This window comes from Tateyamaria rhodophyticola, from assembly GCF_047777875.1.
Lineage (GTDB): Bacteria > Pseudomonadota > Alphaproteobacteria > Rhodobacterales > Rhodobacteraceae > Tateyamaria.
This window is the reverse complement of the sequence record NZ_CP180519.1, coordinates 3482217-3497629: the sequence shown is the minus strand read 5'-3', so window position 1 is coordinate 3497629 and position 15413 is coordinate 3482217. Positions and strand designations below refer to the sequence as shown.

The 15413-nt window shown below is 62.1% G+C and carries 13 protein-coding genes and 1 tRNA gene; 13 read left to right on the top strand and 1 reads right to left on the bottom strand.

The genetic code is table 11. From position 1 onward, the window contains the following. Positions 1-55 precede the first annotated feature (55 nt). A complete protein-coding gene (gene acuI / locus ACERHN_RS18720) occupies positions 56-1042 on the top strand; it encodes an acryloyl-CoA reductase (RefSeq protein ID WP_415920527.1) in 987 nt (328 codons plus the stop codon). A 95-nt stretch (positions 1043-1137) separates the two neighbouring features. On the opposite strand, the gene ACERHN_RS18715 is transcribed toward acuI, so the two are convergent. Beyond that, the gene (locus ACERHN_RS18715; RefSeq protein ID WP_415920526.1) at positions 1138-1422 is read right to left on the bottom strand and encodes a hypothetical protein; all 285 of its coding nucleotides are present in this window, start codon (positions 1420-1422) and stop codon (positions 1138-1140) included. A 155-nt stretch (positions 1423-1577) separates the two neighbouring features. On the opposite strand from ACERHN_RS18715, the gene ACERHN_RS18710 reads away from it, so the two are divergent. The 12 genes from ACERHN_RS18710 (at position 1578) to hisD (ending at position 15391) form a co-directional block, all read left to right on the top strand. Further along, on the top strand, positions 1578-1994 hold the full coding sequence (locus ACERHN_RS18710) for an HIT family protein (protein ID WP_415920525.1): 417 nt from the start codon (positions 1578-1580) through the stop codon (positions 1992-1994). A gap of 295 nt (positions 1995-2289) precedes the next feature. Next, complete coding sequence (locus ACERHN_RS18705) at positions 2290-3963, top strand: BCCT family transporter (RefSeq protein WP_415920524.1); 1674 nt, start codon at positions 2290-2292, stop codon at positions 3961-3963. Positions 3964-4076: 113 nt separating this feature from the next. Further along, positions 4077-5522, top strand: coding sequence for a cryptochrome/photolyase family protein (locus ACERHN_RS18700; protein ID WP_415920523.1), 1446 nt, complete (start codon positions 4077-4079; stop codon positions 5520-5522). A 74-nt stretch (positions 5523-5596) separates the two neighbouring features. Continuing rightward, positions 5597-6805, top strand: a complete 1209-nt coding sequence (locus ACERHN_RS18695; protein WP_415920522.1) for a class I SAM-dependent methyltransferase — start codon at positions 5597-5599, stop codon at positions 6803-6805. A gap of 20 nt (positions 6806-6825) precedes the next feature. Further along, entirely contained in the window at positions 6826-7266 is a 441-nt protein-coding gene (locus ACERHN_RS18690) for a TrgA family protein (RefSeq protein ID WP_415920521.1), read from the top strand. Positions 7267-7270: 4 nt separating this feature from the next. Then, a complete protein-coding gene (locus tag ACERHN_RS18685; protein WP_415920520.1) occupies positions 7271-8377 on the top strand; it encodes an NUDIX domain-containing protein in 1107 nt (368 codons plus the stop codon). A gap of 54 nt (positions 8378-8431) precedes the next feature. Further along, a complete protein-coding gene (locus ACERHN_RS18680; RefSeq protein ID WP_415920519.1) occupies positions 8432-9466 on the top strand; it encodes a cysteine synthase A in 1035 nt (344 codons plus the stop codon). After that, positions 9466-11892: a DUF3772 domain-containing protein gene (locus ACERHN_RS18675; RefSeq protein ID WP_415920518.1), complete on the top strand. Its 2427-nt coding sequence runs from the start codon at positions 9466-9468 to the stop codon at positions 11890-11892. Before ACERHN_RS18680 ends, ACERHN_RS18675 begins: the two co-directional genes overlap by 1 nt. Continuing rightward, positions 11889-12611: an alanyl-tRNA editing protein gene (locus ACERHN_RS18670; protein WP_415920517.1), complete on the top strand. Its 723-nt coding sequence runs from the start codon at positions 11889-11891 to the stop codon at positions 12609-12611. Before ACERHN_RS18675 ends, ACERHN_RS18670 begins: the two co-directional genes overlap by 4 nt. A gap of 133 nt (positions 12612-12744) precedes the next feature. After that, the gene (locus ACERHN_RS18665; RefSeq protein WP_415920516.1) at positions 12745-13578 is read left to right on the top strand and encodes a GMP synthase; all 834 of its coding nucleotides are present in this window, start codon (positions 12745-12747) and stop codon (positions 13576-13578) included. Positions 13579-13622: 44 nt separating this feature from the next. Then, a tRNA-Ser gene (locus tag ACERHN_RS18660) sits at positions 13623-13712 on the top strand. Positions 13713-14083: 371 nt separating this feature from the next. After that, a complete protein-coding gene (gene hisD, locus ACERHN_RS18655; protein WP_415922770.1) occupies positions 14084-15391 on the top strand; it encodes a histidinol dehydrogenase in 1308 nt (435 codons plus the stop codon). The last annotated feature ends 22 nt before the right edge of the window (positions 15392-15413 follow it).

Genomic DNA, 15413 nt, shown 5'->3' with positions numbered 1-15413 from the left:
ACCCCGGGATTTTTGAGAACAGAGACGGGGATGTCCCCGCGATATGGAGAGCGACATGTTCAATGCATTGGTGGTCAACAAGGATGAAGACAGCGGCAAGACGTCCGCGGCGGTGACCGAGCTGTCGCTGGACGATTTGCCCGGTGGCGAGGTGACGGTCGCGGTCGAATATTCCACGGTGAATTACAAGGACGGGTTGTGCATCGGGCCCGGTGGCGGGCTGGTGCGCAAGTACCCGCATGTGCCGGGGATCGACTTTGCCGGGACAGTCGACGCATCGGATGACGACCGTTATGCGCCCGGTGACAAGGTTGTGCTGACGGGCTGGCGCGTGGGTGAGGCGCATTGGGGCGGGTATGCACAGAAGGCGCGGGTGAAGGCCGATTGGCTGGTGCCGCTGCCAGAGGGTCTGGATGCGCGGCAGGCGATGGCGGTTGGTACGGCTGGCTTTACCGCGATGCTGGCGGTGATGGCGCTGGAAGATCACGGCTTGAAGGGCGGGCCGGTTCTGGTGACGGGCGCTGCGGGTGGTGTCGGGTCTGTGGCCACCGCGATCCTTGCCAATCTGGGCCATGAGGTGGCCGGTGTGACCGGGCGGCCCGAGACGGCGGATTACCTCACATCTCTGGGGGCGACCCAGATCGTGGCGCGCGAAGAGCTGAACGAGACCACGAAACGTCCGCTCGAAGGCGAGACATGGGGTGGGTGCGTCGATGCGGTTGGCGGCGCGATGCTCGCCCGCCTGCTGGGTCAGATGCAATATGGCGCAAGTGTTGCAGCTGTTGGTCTGGCCGGGGGGGCTGGCCTGCCTGCGACGGTCATTCCGTTCCTGTTGCGCGGTGTGAACCTGCTGGGCATCGACTCTGTGATGCAACCCTATGACAACCGCGTGCGGGCGTGGAAGCGGATCGCCAAGGACCTGCCGATGGACAAGCTGGAGGCGATGGTGCAACCCGCAACCCTGTCGGACCTGCCGCAGCTGGGCGCAAATATTCTGAAAGGTCAGGTGAAGGGCCGCGTCGTGGTTGACGTGAACGCCTGAACCGGTGGCGACACGGCTGCGTGCTGTGTTGTTGAGTTGGGGGGCTTGCCGATCCGGAGGGGTCGGCAAGCCTTTTTAATTGCAGCGACCTTTCCTTACGACGGCAGCGGCAACGCCCTGCGGGTCAGCAATCCCACAAGCCCGCCAAGAAACATCGCCCCCACGGCTGGCAGGCTGCCAAGCACCAGAATGATGGCATAGGTGATCCCGTCCCAACCGTTCGCGGTGACCGCGGCAATGTACAATCCGAGCGACATGACCACGACAAGCCCCAGAGCAAGCGCGTAGACCTTCATTGCGCGCAGGAACACGGCGCGCCACGCAAAGAGCGACACAATCAGGCTGATGACAACCGGTACGAAGAGGTAGGCGTTTTCCATGAGATCTATCCCTGTTTGAACGTTGTTCATGAATTTGGGTAGCCGTGAACAATGTTCAAGATGTCTCATCAAAAAAATGTCAGTGCGGTGTTGGGCTGGTGCTCTGGTGCGGTTTGCGTAGGGTGTGCGGGTACAACGAACCAATGAGGACCGGCATGACCGCCTATGACGACCAGAACATCTTTGCCAAGATCCTGCGGGGCGAGATCCCGAATGTGACCGTCTTTGAGGACGATGATACGTTGTGCTTTATGGATATCATGCCGCGGACGGACGGGCATTGCCTCGTGATCCCCAAGACACCGTGCCGCAACGTGCTCGATGCCAGCGATGCGCAATTGGCGGCGGTGATGCGCACGGTGCGCAAGGTGGCCAATGCGGCCAAAGCGGGGTTTGCGGCGGATGGCATCACCTTGCAACAGTTCAATGAGACGGCGGGCGGGCAGGAGGTGTTTCACCTGCACTTTCATATCCATCCCCGGCACGAGGGGGTTGCGATGCGGCCCCCCGGCAAGATGGGCGATATGGACGCAATCAAGGCGCATGCGGAGAAAATTCGCGCAGCGCTTTGACCTTGTGACCGGCGCAGTGGCAGCGCGTCTGTGACAGCCGTAAAGCAGGCAAAGTAGCGCCCGCGAATCTGCAAAGGTGAGGCGCCGTTTTCCGTTCGACGCGGCACACGTGCGATGCACGCTCAGCGGGAAATGGCCGCTCTTTTTGAAAACAGGCCTTCGAATTTCATGTCACCGCCAAAAACGGCGATCTGGGGCCTGTTGCGACGCCATCGGGTGCAATTAATCCTTCGTTAATGATGCCGACCGTGTTTTGTTTGATGTCACAAAAATAAGACAAACAGGAAGGTATCAAATGAAACCCCCTTTGACGGATTTGCCGATCCGCACGGCTGACAACGGTTTTTACCGTGGCTTCAGCGTCGACGTGACGGTCGTCAGTAAAGTAATCATCTCTGTGCTGGTCGTCTGGTGCATTTTCTGGCCAACACAATCGGGCCGGGTACTGGGTGACCTCAACAGTGTCATTCTGGCCAACTTTGCCGCTTGGTACATCTGGGTCGTGGCGTTCTTTATCATCGTGTGCCTTGGCCTCGCGCTGTGGCCAACGGCGGGACGCATGAACCTGGGCCAACCGGGCGAAAAGCCGGAGTTTTCCAATTTTTCATGGTTCTCGATGATGTTCGGCGCCGGGATCGGTGTTGGCATGCTGACATGGGCCGTGGCCGAACCGGTGGCGCATTTCGGGTCAAACCCGGAAACGATCATGGGTGTGACCACGGGCGGTGAGGCGGACAACGTGCGCATGGCGTACAAATGGTCGTTCCTGCACTGGGGCCTTGGCGCGTGGGCGTGCTATGCCGTCGCAGGGCTTGCACTGGCCTTCTTCAGCTACCGCCGTGGGCTGCCGCTGACCATCCGGTCATCGCTGACGCCGCTCTTTGGCGCGTCGCTGTCGGGCAAGGTTGGTCACCTGATCGACATCGTGGCCGTGGTTGCGACCATCCTCGGTGTGGCGCAAACGCTTGGCTTTGGTGTCGAGCAGTTCGTGGCGGGTCTGACACGCATTGGCATTGGTGGTCTGATGGACGCCGACGGCGGCGCGACCTTTGTCGGGATCGTCGTGGCTTTGCTGGCCATTATGGGCGCGTCGACGCTGTCGGCGCTGTCCGGTGTGGGCAAGGGCATCAAGTGGCTGTCGAACATCAACATGGTGCTGTCGATCTTCCTTCTGGGCTTCTTCATCATCTTCGGGGCCACATGGTTCGGCGCATCGGCGTTCTTCGTCGGCATTTGGGATTACCTGATCGCGTTGCCGGCGATGAGCTTCAACGTCTGGTCCTCGGACGGTGTCGAAGGGTCGGAAGCCTTCCTGCTGACACAGTGGCAGGGCTGGTGGCCGGTGTTCTACTGGGCCTGGTGGATCGCATTCGCGCCGTTCGTGGGCCTGTTCCTTGCGCGGATTTCGCGCGGGCGCAGCATCCGTGAATTCGTGTTGGGCGCGATGATCGTGCCGTCGCTGATGTGCTTTGTCTGGTTCGCATGGGCCGGTGGCACCGCGATTGACCTTGAGCTGAACGGCGGGGCGAACGGCGTCATCTTTGACGCGGCCAATGGTGACAAGATCTTTGCCATGACCGAGTTCATGCTGGCACCGATTGCGCAGGCGCTGGCCTGGGGCATGGCGTTCCTGATCGTTGTGCTGTTGATGACGTTCCTCGTGACGTCGGCGGACTCTGCGGTTCTGATCGTGAACACCATCAACGCCGCTGGTGACGAAGGTCCCAAGGCGCGTCCGCACATCCTGTTCTGGGGTGCGGCGCTGGCGCTTGTTGTGGGGGGCTTGCTGATCTCTGGCGGGACCTCGGCGATCCAGACCGCGATGGTCATTGGCGCGCTGCCGTTCAGCCTGGTCATGGTGCTGATGTGCCTCGCGCTGATCAAGGCGATCTACAACGACGGCAAGCGTGAAGCGATTGGTGTGCCGACGGTGCATTCGGAAATCGAGGGCGCAACGCCCGCGGAATAAGCGCGCTTTCACAAGCGATTGGTGGCCCCGGTGCGTCTGCGTCGGGGCCATTTTCTTGCGCATGACCATACGTCACGCAGCCGTGGCTTGATCCGCGCCACACCGCCCTACGTATGCTTACCAAACAGTTATGGACCTTGAGAGTGAGCAGCTCCCCCATCATCATCTGGTTCCGGCGTGACCTGCGCCTGAGCGACCACACCGCCTTGTCCGCCGCGTGCAAAAGCGAGCGGCCGGTGATCCCTGTTGTCATCCGCGACGACAGCGTGGACGACCTTGGTGCTGCGCCGAAATGGCGGTGGGGCTTGGGCGTGGAACACCTCGGCGAAAGCCTCGCATCCAAGGGCAGCCGCCTGATTTTCCGCTCGGGCGATGCGCTGGAGGTCTTGCAGGCGCTGATTGCAGAGACCGGGGCAGGGGCAGTCTACTGGTCGCGGCTTTATGATCCGCAGGCGGTGGCCCGCGACAGCATCATCAAGAAAACGCTGAAAGAGGCGGACATAGATGCGCGCAGCTATGGCGGGCACCTGATGTTCGAGCCGTGGACGACCGAGACGAAGACAGGCGGGTTCTACAAGGTTTACACCCCGTTCTGGCGGTCTGTGAAGGATCGGGATGTGGATGTCCCCCTGTCCGCGCCGGACAGCATTCCGGCCCCCGACACCTGGCCCGAGAGCGAAGACATCGCCGATTGGTCGCTGGGTCAGGCCATGCAACGCGGAGCAGAGGTTGTGCGCCCGTTCATCCGACTGGGCGAGGAGGCCGCGCGCGACCGGCTGGGATACTTCATTGATGAGCTGGTGGCGGGATATGACGCGGGCCGCGATCTGCCCGCATCGGACCGCACCTCGAACCTGAGCGAGAACCTCGCCCTGGGCGAGATCAGCCCGCACCAATGTTGGCACGCGGGCTTTGCCGCGTTTCAAGAGGGCAAGGCGGGGGCGGAGACGTTCCTCAAGGAGTTGGTGTGGCGCGAGTTTGCCTATCACCTGATGCATCACACGCCACACATCTTGCACGACAACTGGAAGCCCGACTGGGACGCGTTCCCGTGGAACACCAAGGAAACCGAAGAGGTCACGGCCTGGAAACAGGGGCGCACCGGCATTCAGTTTGTTGATGCGTCGCTGCGCGAGATGTATGTGACCGGGCGGATGCACAACCGGGGCCGCATGATCGTGGCCAGCTATTTGACCAAGCACCTGCTCAGCGATTGGCGCATCGGTCAGAAATGGTTCGAAGATTGCCTGATCGACTGGGACCCCGCATCAAATGCGATGGGCTGGCAGTGGTCTGCGGGATCCGGGCCGGACGCGACGCCGTATTTCCGCGTGTTCAACCCGGTCACGCAGCTCGACAAGTTCGACAAGAACCGCGCCTATGTCAGCCGCTGGATCGCCGAAGGCCGCAGTAATCCGCACGAGGATGCGCTGTCCTACTTCGATGCGGTGCCGAAATCCTGGGGGTTGAGCCCGTCCGACACGTACCCGGCACCGATTGTCCCTGCTGACGAAGGCCGAAAACGTGCGCTAACCGCTTATGAAAACCGAGATTTTTGATCGATGGGCACGCCGGACGGTTGCGTCTATCAGACTGTCCAGTTAGCTTGACAGTCATGCTGATGGGAGAGAGCATGATCCTCACGACAACCGACGGCCAGACCGGCCTGCCACGTTACTTTGCGCGGGTCATGGCCATGGCGCAGGGCATGAACACCGGCCGACTGGATTTCGTGCTGCCGGACGGGCGCCGTTTTCGGGCCGAAGGGCCTCAGCCGGGACCCGTGGCAGAGGTGCATGTGCACAACAACGACCTGTTTGCGCGCCTCATCCGCGAAGGTGACCTGGGCTTTTGCGATGCCTATCTGGACGAATGGTGGAGCACGCCGGACCTTCAGGCGTTCATGGACCTCGTTCATGCCGACAACGAAGACATCTATGACGGGTTTCCCGGCATGGGTCTGGTGCGCCAGTTCGAAAAGTTCCGCTTTTGGCTGCAACGCAATCACAAGGCGCAGGCCAGGAAAAACATCAGCTACCACTACGATCTGGGCAATGAATTCTACAAGCTCTGGCTTGACGACACGATGACCTATTCCTCGGCCCTGTTCGAGACCGGACAGGAAAGCCACGAGGCAGCACAAATTGCGAAATACGCCAGCATGGTGGACCAGATGGGCGCGCAACCGGGGGATCATATCCTCGAGATTGGCTGCGGCTGGGGCGGGTTTGCGGAATATGCGGCGCGTGAACGCGGCCTCAAGGTGACGGGGCTGACGATCAGCGAAGAGCAGTTCAAGTACGCGCAGGAACGCATTGAAAAGGCGGGTCTTTCCGATCTGGTTGAATTCAAGTTGCAGGATTACCGCGACGAACAGGGCACCTATGACGGGATCGCCAGCATCGAGATGTTCGAGGCCGTGGGGCAGAAATACTGGCCCACTTACTTCGAGACGGTGCGCGAACGGCTCAAACCCGGCAAGAATGCCACGCTGCAGATCATCACAGTCACGGACCGGCGGTGGGACGTGTATCAACGCGGCGTTGATTTCATCCAGAAATACATCTTTCCCGGCGGCATGTTGCCCAGCCCATCGGCCTTGCGTGCGCAGGTGCAAAAGGCGGGGCTCGCGGTGGAACGGTCCGTGGAGTTCGGTCAAAGCTACAACATCACGCTGCGCCGCTGGCACGAGACATTCAACGAAAAGTGGGACCAGATTTCCGAAATGGGTTTTGACAACCGGTTCCGCCGGATGTGGAATTTTTACCTGACCTCTTGCGCGGCGACCTTTGAAAGTGCCAACTGCGACGTGACGCAGATCACGATCAAACGCCTCGGATAAACTCATGACGGACATCACCCATGCCTGACGCCGCAAAACTGGTTGGGGCGTTGGGTTTGGCCATCCTTGGTTTTGTCCTGTCGGGCATGATCATGACCCTGTTCGAAGAAGACACCAATTTCGGCTGGTTCGTTCACGTCAACGTCCTTTTGGGCATTGCCGTGGGATGGGTGTTCATCGGCCGCCGGATGGGGCGGGGGTGGACTTCGGCCGTCAATGTGGGGCTGACGGGCGGCGTTGTCCTCGTGTTCTGGGGCCTGTTCATACAGGCGGCAAACGAAATGGTCGGACGCGCGATGAAGAACCGATATGACGGCGCAGGTGAGGCGCTTTTGGCCATTATGGAGATCGGCGCGGAATGGGCCTTCCTGATGTCGACGCCGTTGATCTGGGGCACCGTGGTGGCCGGCGGGCTCTTGACCGGTCTTTTGGCGGAATTTGCGTGGCGGACGTGGCGCTGATCCCATGAGCACGCTGTTTTTCTATGGCACGCTGCGGCACGCGCCGCTTCTTGCGATTGTGCTGGGACGACCGGTCGATACGCTGCAGATCGCGCAAGACACGCTGCCCAACATGCGGACGGATGCGGTGGCGGAGGGGCCGTTCCCGATGCTGGTGGACCATCCGGGCGCGCAGGCGGCGGGCCTTGTCGTCACGGACCTGAGCGATACCGACCGCGCGCGGCTCGACTACTACGAAGGCGGATTTGACTATGACACCGAACGGCGCGTAACGGCCGCCGGGGCCGCGGTGGAAGTCTACCGCACCGCGTCCGCGGCGTGGACCAGCGCCGGGCCATGGGATTTTGACGCCTGGCGCGTGCGGTGGGCGCTGATGACAGAGCACGCGGCACGTGAGGTGATGAGCGGGTTTGGACACGTCTCACCCGAAGAGATCGCGCGCCGCTTTCCCCGCATCCGCGCCCGCGCCTGGAGCAAGGTGCTGGCCGCCAATCCGCGCCATGGCGCAGGCACATTGCAGGGCAAGGTAGACGTGATGCACCGCGCACAGGCCTACAGCGATTTCTTCGCCATCGAGGAATTGAAGGTGCGGCATGAGCGGTTTGATGGGTCGATGTCGGACCCGCTCGAACGGGCTGTCTTTGTGGCGACGGATGCGGCGTTCCTGCTGCCCTATGATCCGGTGCGCGACCGGGTGCTGCTGGTAGAACAGATCCGTATGGGCCCGATTGGCCGGTGCGACCCGGTCCTCTGGCAGAAAGAGCCCATCGCGGGGTTTGTCGATGCGGGCGAACAGCCCATTGATGCCGCACGCCGCGAGGCCGAGGAGGAAGCCGGGCTGACGCTCGACGCCATAGAAGAGGTTGCCGCCTGCTATCCTTCGCCGGGGGCCACGACAGAGTTCTATCATCTGTTCGTGGGGCTGTGCGATCTGCCGGATGACACTGCGGGGATTGGCGGGCTGCCCGAAGAGGGTGAGAATATCCGTGCGCAACTGATGTCCTTTGACGCGTTGCTGCACATGGCCGAGACACGGCAGGCGGGCAACGTGCCGCTTGCGCTGCTGACCTACTGGCTGGCGCACCACCGGGCGCGTCTTCGGATGGGTTGAGGTCACGGCGACGGGTCGTTACACCAAAATGACAAGGCCGAAAGGAATACGCCGATGCAGTTTGCTCCCGATCTCGCCGCCGCTGTTGGCAATACCCCTCTGATCAAGCTGCGCCGCGCCAGCGAGGAAACCGGGTGCACGATCCTCGGCAAGGCCGAATTCATGAACCCCGGCCAATCGGTCAAGGACCGCGCCGCCCTGTCGATCATCCAGCATGCCGTGGCCAGCGGTGAGCTGCGCCCCGGCGGCACCATCGTGGAAGGCACCGCAGGCAATACCGGTATCGGGCTGGCCGTTGTTGGGGCGTCCATGGGGTTCAAGACGGTGATCGTGATCCCCGAAACCCAAAGCCAGGAAAAGAAGGACATGCTGCGGCTCGCCGGTGCGGAACTGGTACAGGTGCCTGCGGCACCCTATCGCAATCCCAACAATTTTGTGCGCTATTCCGGACGTTTGGCCGCTGAACTTGCCAAAACCGAACCGAATGGCGCGATCTGGGCCAATCAGTTCGACAATGTCGCCAACCGGCAGGCGCATATCGACACGACCGGCCCCGAAATCTGGGAACAGACCGGCGGCAAGGTCGATGGGTTCATCTGTGCCGTGGGGTCGGGCGGAACGCTTGCGGGCGTGGCCGAGGTGTTGCAGCCCAAGGGCGTTAAGATCGGGCTGGCCGATCCGGATGGTGCGGGTCTTTTCAGCTATTACACCACGGGCGAGATTGCGATGCAGGGCGGGTCCATCGCCGAAGGTATCGGGCAGGTGCGCATCACTGCCAACCTCGACGGGTTCACGCCGGACTTTGCCTATAACGTGCCTGACACCGAGGCGTTGCCGATCGTGTTCGACCTGCTGTCGGAAGAGGGGCTGTGCATGGGGGCATCGACGGGCGTGAATGTCGCCGGTGCCATCCGGTTGGCCAAGGATCTGGGACCGGGCCATACGATTGTGACGATCCTGTGTGATTTCGGATCGCGTTATCAATCGAAGCTCTTCAACCCTGACTTCCTGCGCGAAAAGGACCTGCCGGTGCCGCATTGGCTGGACCGTGGTCCGGCCTCCATCCCGGGCGTGTTCGAGGACGTCTGATGCGGACGTTTCTGGGCAGGCCTCTTTTCGCGCTTGTCGCGACGCTGTTTTTCACATTGGGGGCATGGGCGCAGACTACCGCCGGCCTTGATGTCACCGCATGGCAATCGGTTGCGTCCCGCGCCGAAAGCGCGGTGCAGTCCGCACGCGCTTCGGACGAGGCGTTTTCCAATCTGCGTGCCGAAATCGTGGACTGGCGTGGTCGGTTCCAGGAACAGCTGACCGCAAATGCCAGCCGGATTGCAACGGTGCGGGATCAGCTGTCTGCCCTGGGCGCGGCCCCCGAAGAGGGGCAGAGTGAGCCCGAAGAAATCGCCGCGCGCCGCACCGAGTTGAACGCGCAGCTTGAACGGTTGAACACACCGCGACGCACCGCAGAAGAGGCGTTCAGCCGTGCAAACGGCATCATCGGGGAAATCGACGAGATCCTGCGCCAACGGCAAGCAGACCAGTTGCTGAACATGGGACCGTGGCCGGTGAACCCGTCCCTGTGGCCCGCCGCGTGGCGCGATATTCAGGAAACGGGCGCCGCTACGGCTGCGGGTGTGTCACAAGCCTGGAGCAGTCCGACGACCCGCGCGCAGGCACAAGACAACCTGCCATTGGTGATTGCGCTGATCGTGCTGGGGATCGTGCTGCTGACACGGTCGCGCCAGTGGACCGAGTTGCTGGCGACCCGTATTCAAAGGTCCGAGCATACGACGGGCGCAGGATTGGCTGGTTTCGTCGTCTCGCTGGGGCAGATCGCGCTGCCGATGCTGGGCCTTTTTGCGCTGTTGCGCGCCATCGGGGCCACGGACCTGTTCGGTCCGCGGGTTGAGGTTCTGCTGAGCACCCTGGAGCCCATGGGGTTCAGCATCTTTTTCGCGCTCTGGCTTGGCAGCCGGGTGTTTCCACGTGATGACGCGCTGCCCACGCCGCTGACCTTGCCGCCGAAACGCCGGACCGAAGGGCGCATCTATGCGTTTGTTCTGGGGTTGGTTTATGGCCTGTCGTTTCTGGTGCAGGCGCTCACGGATTTCGAACGCTACGCCCTGTCGACACAGGCCATCCTGCATTATCCGCTGATCCTTTTGGGCTCGGTGCTGACGCTGCGGATCGGCTGGCTGATGCGGCGGAACCTGCGCGAGGATGACAGCGATGCGCAAAGCGAACGCCTGTTCGGCCCCCGTGTGATCCGCCTGCTGGGGCGGGCGGCGATGGCGGCCGGGCTGCTGGCACCGATCCTCGCGACGCTGGGGTATGGCGTCGCGGCCAAGGCGCTGATCTATCCCGCGATCCTGACGCTTGCGCTCTTTGCGGTGCTGGCGCTCCTGCTGCAATTGGTGCGCGACATTTACACAGCGGTGCGTCCGGGTCATGCGGCATCCGACAGCCTGATCCCAACGCTTGTCGGCTTTGCGCTGATCCTCGCATCAAGCATTCCGCTGGCGTTGATTTGGGGCGTGCGGACGACCGATTTGCTGGACCTGTGGACGCGCCTGCGCACCGGGTTGACCATCGGGGACATCACAATCTCGCCCGGTGCGTTCTTTACGCTCATCGTTGTGTTCACGCTTGGCTATCTGCTGACGCGCGGCGCGCAAGCCGCGATGAAGACATCCGTCCTGCCCAAGACGAAACTCGACACCGGTGGGCAAACCGCCGTTGTGGCGGGGCTGGGTTATATCGGTATTTTCCTGGCCGCCGTGATTGCGATCACGTCCGCGGGCATTGATCTGTCGAACATCGCGATTGTGGCCGGCGCGTTGTCTGTGGGCATTGGCTTTGGCCTGCAAACCATCGTGTCCAACTTTGTCTCTGGCATCATCCTGCTGATCGAAAGGCCAATTTCCGAAGGCGACTGGATCGAGGTGGGCGGGCAGATGGGGTATGTGCGCGGCATCTCGGTCCGCTCGACCCGGATCGAGACGTTTGACCGCACGGATGTGATCGTGCCCAACGCCGACCTGATTTCGGGCACGGTGACCAATTACACCCGCGGCAACACGGTGGGGCGCGTGATCATTCCCGTGGGCGTCGCCTATGGCACGGACACGCGCCGCGTCGAAAATATCCTGCGCGAGATTGCCGAAGCGCATCCCATGGCGCTAGCCAATCCGGCACCGATGATCCTGTTTGCGGGGTTTGGCGCGGACAGCCTCGACTTTGAGGTTCGCATCATCCTGCGCGACGTGAACTGGAGCCTGAGCGTGCGCAACGACATCAATCACCAGATTGCCGAACGCTTTACCGCCGAAGGGATCGAAATCCCGTTTGCACAGCGTGACGTCTGGCTCCGCAATCCCGAAACACTGGGGCAGGGCGCGCCCGCCAATCCAACCGCACCGCCGCCAGCACAGCCCGAGATTGATCCGGAGATGCATGGCGGCGAAGACGACGGTGACAGCGATGGCGACAGCGACGGTGATGGAGACAGCCGATGACCGACATGATGTTCCGAACCGACGCATATCTGCGCGATGCAATGGCCACCGTCACCGGCCACACGGCCGAAGGGGGCATCATCCTCGACCAATCGCTGTTCTACCCGACCGGCGGCGGGCAACCGGGCGACAGCGGACAGATCGCATGGTCTGGCAACACGCTGGCCATCGCCACCGCGGTCAAGGGGGACAAGGATGACATCGTTCTGGTCCCGTCCGAACCGCGCGCCTTGCCCCCCGTCGGCACACAGATCGAACAGACCCTCGATTGGGATCGTCGCTATGCGCATATGCGCGTGCACACCGCGCTGCACCTTCTGTCTGTCGTGATGCCGTTCGGGGTCACGGGCGGGTCGATCAGCGCGGGCCGCGGGCGGCTCGATTTCGATATGGAAGACGCGCCCGAAGACCGCGACGCCATCGAAGCGGCGCTGAACGCACATGTCGAAGCCGATCTGAAGGTGACCGAAGAGTGGATCACGCAAGCGGATCTGGACGCCAATCCGGGCATGGTCAAAACACTGTCGGTGCAGCCGCCGCGCGGGGCGGGGCGCATCCGTTTGGTCCGCATCGGCAGTGATACAAACGTGGTCGACCTGCAACCCTGTGGCGGCACCCATGTGGCACGCACGGGCGAGATTGGCGGGCTGCGTCTGGGCAAGATCGAAAAGAAGGGGCGCCGCAACCGCCGCGTCTATCTGCACCTCGAGGCGACCTGACGGCGCGCATCCGACGCTGGTATGCATAGTGTGCAGGACCCGCGCCAACCCGCATGAGAGTTCCCGCAAAAATTGAAAAAAGCGTCGATTCCGGCTATGATCGCTCCATTCCATTTTGATCGGAGCATATTTCATGTCGACATTTTCCCATTCCATTGCGCGGTTTGCTGTCTGGAACCTTGCGGGCAACACGCCATTTACCCCCGGTGTCGGTATCGACACCGCCAGCGAGAAGGCCAAAAATCAGGCCAAGGGCCTTGCCCTTCTCGACGCGGAACTGGTGACCCTCGTCGAAGTGTCACCCATCACGCATATCGAGTGGTTGGCGCAGACATTGCAGGACGAATACGGCGTTGCCTATGACGTGACGATCCTGCCGCAACCGGACAGCCATCTGCATATCGGTTTCCTGCACAAACCGGGCATCAGCGTGACCAACCCGCGCTTCGTGCCCGCTTCGCAGGGCGACTATACCGGCGGGCGTATGGCCTTTGCTGCAGACGTGGAAATCGGATCGAAATTCGAAGCGACGGTGATCGGGGTGCATCTGAAATCCGGGCGCGGCAAGGCCGAGCAAATCCTGCGCGACAGCCAGTGCAAGGTGATCGGCAACTGGATGACCCAGTTGCAGGACACACCGGGCAGGAAAACCGACATGATCCTGCTGGCCGGTGACTTCAACATGATCCCCGGGCAGGACGTCAGCAACTTTCATCACCTCGGCGGGGATGATGTCATGGATTTCGTGTCCTGCTGGGACCTGCAGGACCGGTTCAGCCACATCCTGTCCAAGGGGCGGGCCAATCTGCTGGACGGATTCGCCGTATCGCGCAAATTCTCGCGCGACTATGTGCGTGGGTCGCTGCGCCTGTTTCCGATGCACTGGACGCTCGACATGGGGCGCGAAAAATTCCGCGAAGAGGTGTCGGATCACCTCCCCTTTGTCGCAAGCTTTCGTATCTTCTGATTTGCCCTTGCATCTCACGGGCCGGGTTCACTATACCCGGCCTCGGACAGGTGGCCGAGTGGTCGAAGGCGCGCGCCTGGAAAGTGCGTAGGCGGGAGACCGTCTCGAGGGTTCGAATCCCTTCCTGTCCGCCACTCCTCTTATTGCGCTGCCGCTGCGGGCTCCGTGAGCGCGCGGCGTCGGGTTCGAACCTTGTCTGAACCGCTACGCCGTTCCCTTTATTGCACTACCGCCGCAGACGACGTGAGCGCGCGGCGCTGCCGCCCCATCCTTGCAGTGGTGTGCCCCGTTCGCAGGGGTCTCGTTCGACCCCATGTCCTTGCGTTCGCATGATCGGTTTTGAGCCCCCGACATTTCGCTTTCTGAAATGTAGTGCGTCATGTTCCTGAACCCGCATTCCTGCGGATCGGCCACGCTTGCCCCGGTTTGCCTGGCCCATTAGCGTGCGGCAACAGCGCGTGACACGCGCCGGGAAATCATGCTTTTGAATGGGACCGAAATCATCATGACGCGCGAATACCTCAAGAAAGCGACGCTGACCTCTGCGACGGGGGCGTCTGATGTGCATGAGACGGTGGTGCAGATCCTGTCCGACATCGAAGCGGGCGGGGATGCCACGGCTTTGGACTATGCGGCCAAGTTCGACCGCTACGAAGGCAATGTCATGCTCACGCCCGAGGAAATCGAAGCAGCGGCGGCGCTGGTGCCGGATAAGCTCAAGGCCGACATCCAGTTCGCCCATGACAACGTCAAACGCTTTGCCGAGGCGCAGAAGGCGACGGTGGCGGATGTGGAATACGAGGTCGTGCCGGGGCTGATTGCGGGACAAAAGGCGATCCCGGTGGATGCGGCGGGCTGCTATGTGCCCGGCGGGCGCTACAGCCATATCGCCTCGGCCATCATGACCGTCACCACGGCCAAGGTCGCGGGCTGCCGCCACATCACGGCGTGCTCACCTCCGCGTCCCGGCGTGGGCGTGGCGCCCGCGATCATCTATGCCGCGCACCTGTGCGGCGCCGACAGGATCATGGCGATGGGCGGCGTGCAGGGGGTGGCGGCGATGACCTTTGGCCTCTTTGGCCTGCCGCGCGCCAACATCCTCGTCGGCCCCGGCAACCAGTTCGTGGCCGAGGCCAAGCGCATCCTCTTTGGCCGCGTGGGCATCGACATGATCGCAGGCCCCACCGACAGCCTGATCCTCGCGGACGGCTCTGCGGACGCGCATATCGTGGCCACGGATCTGGTGAGCCAGGCCGAGCATGGCTACAACTCGCCCGTCTGGCTGGTGACGGATGACCGGGCGCTGGCCGAGACGGTGATGGAGATGGTGCCCGGCCTGATCGACGATCTGCCGGAGGTGAACCGCGACAACGCCTTTGCGGCGTGGCGCGATTATGCCGAGGTGATCCTGTGTTCGGATCGCGAGGAAATGGCAGCCTGTTCAGATGATTACGCGCCCGAGCACCTGACGGTGCAGGCCGCGGACCTGGATTGGTGGCTGGGGCGTCTGACCTGTTACGGGTCGCTGTTTCTGGGCGAGGAGACGACGGTGTCCTATGGCGACAAGGCGTCCGGCACGAACCACGTGCTGCCCACATCGGGGGCGGCGAATTACACGGGCGGGCTGTCGGTGCACAAGTACATGAAGATCGTGACCTGGCAGCGCGCGACGCGTGACGGATCCAAACGCGTGGCCGAAGCCACCGCCCGCATCTCGCGCCTGGAAGGCATGGAAGGCCACGCCCGCGCCGCAGACGTCCGCCTCGCAAAGTACTTCCCCGGCGAAAACTTCGATCTGTCCGCAGAAGGGTAGCGCGCCCTGTCTTGACCCCTGA

What these genes read in the sequence shown, in the direction of transcription:
- acuI (WP_415920527.1), top strand. Translation starts at nt 56, where the DNA reads ATGTTCAATGCATTGGTGGTCAACAAGGATGAAGACAGCGGCAAGACG.
- ACERHN_RS18715 (WP_415920526.1), bottom strand. Translation starts at nt 1,422, where the DNA reads ATGGAAAACGCCTACCTCTTCGTACCGGTTGTCATCAGCCTGATTGTG.
- ACERHN_RS18710 (WP_415920525.1), top strand. Translation starts at nt 1,578, where the DNA reads ATGACCGCCTATGACGACCAGAACATCTTTGCCAAGATCCTGCGGGGC.
- ACERHN_RS18705 (WP_415920524.1), top strand. Translation starts at nt 2,290, where the DNA reads ATGAAACCCCCTTTGACGGATTTGCCGATCCGCACGGCTGACAACGGT.
- ACERHN_RS18700 (WP_415920523.1), top strand. Translation starts at nt 4,077, where the DNA reads ATGCTTACCAAACAGTTATGGACCTTGAGAGTGAGCAGCTCCCCCATC.
- ACERHN_RS18695 (WP_415920522.1), top strand. Translation starts at nt 5,597, where the DNA reads ATGATCCTCACGACAACCGACGGCCAGACCGGCCTGCCACGTTACTTT.
- ACERHN_RS18690 (WP_415920521.1), top strand. Translation starts at nt 6,826, where the DNA reads ATGCCTGACGCCGCAAAACTGGTTGGGGCGTTGGGTTTGGCCATCCTT.
- ACERHN_RS18685 (WP_415920520.1), top strand. Translation starts at nt 7,271, where the DNA reads ATGAGCACGCTGTTTTTCTATGGCACGCTGCGGCACGCGCCGCTTCTT.
- ACERHN_RS18680 (WP_415920519.1), top strand. Translation starts at nt 8,432, where the DNA reads ATGCAGTTTGCTCCCGATCTCGCCGCCGCTGTTGGCAATACCCCTCTG.
- ACERHN_RS18675 (WP_415920518.1), top strand. Translation starts at nt 9,466, where the DNA reads ATGCGGACGTTTCTGGGCAGGCCTCTTTTCGCGCTTGTCGCGACGCTG.
- ACERHN_RS18670 (WP_415920517.1), top strand. Translation starts at nt 11,889, where the DNA reads ATGACCGACATGATGTTCCGAACCGACGCATATCTGCGCGATGCAATG.
- ACERHN_RS18665 (WP_415920516.1), top strand. Translation starts at nt 12,745, where the DNA reads ATGTCGACATTTTCCCATTCCATTGCGCGGTTTGCTGTCTGGAACCTT.
- hisD (WP_415922770.1), top strand. Translation starts at nt 14,084, where the DNA reads ATGACGCGCGAATACCTCAAGAAAGCGACGCTGACCTCTGCGACGGGG.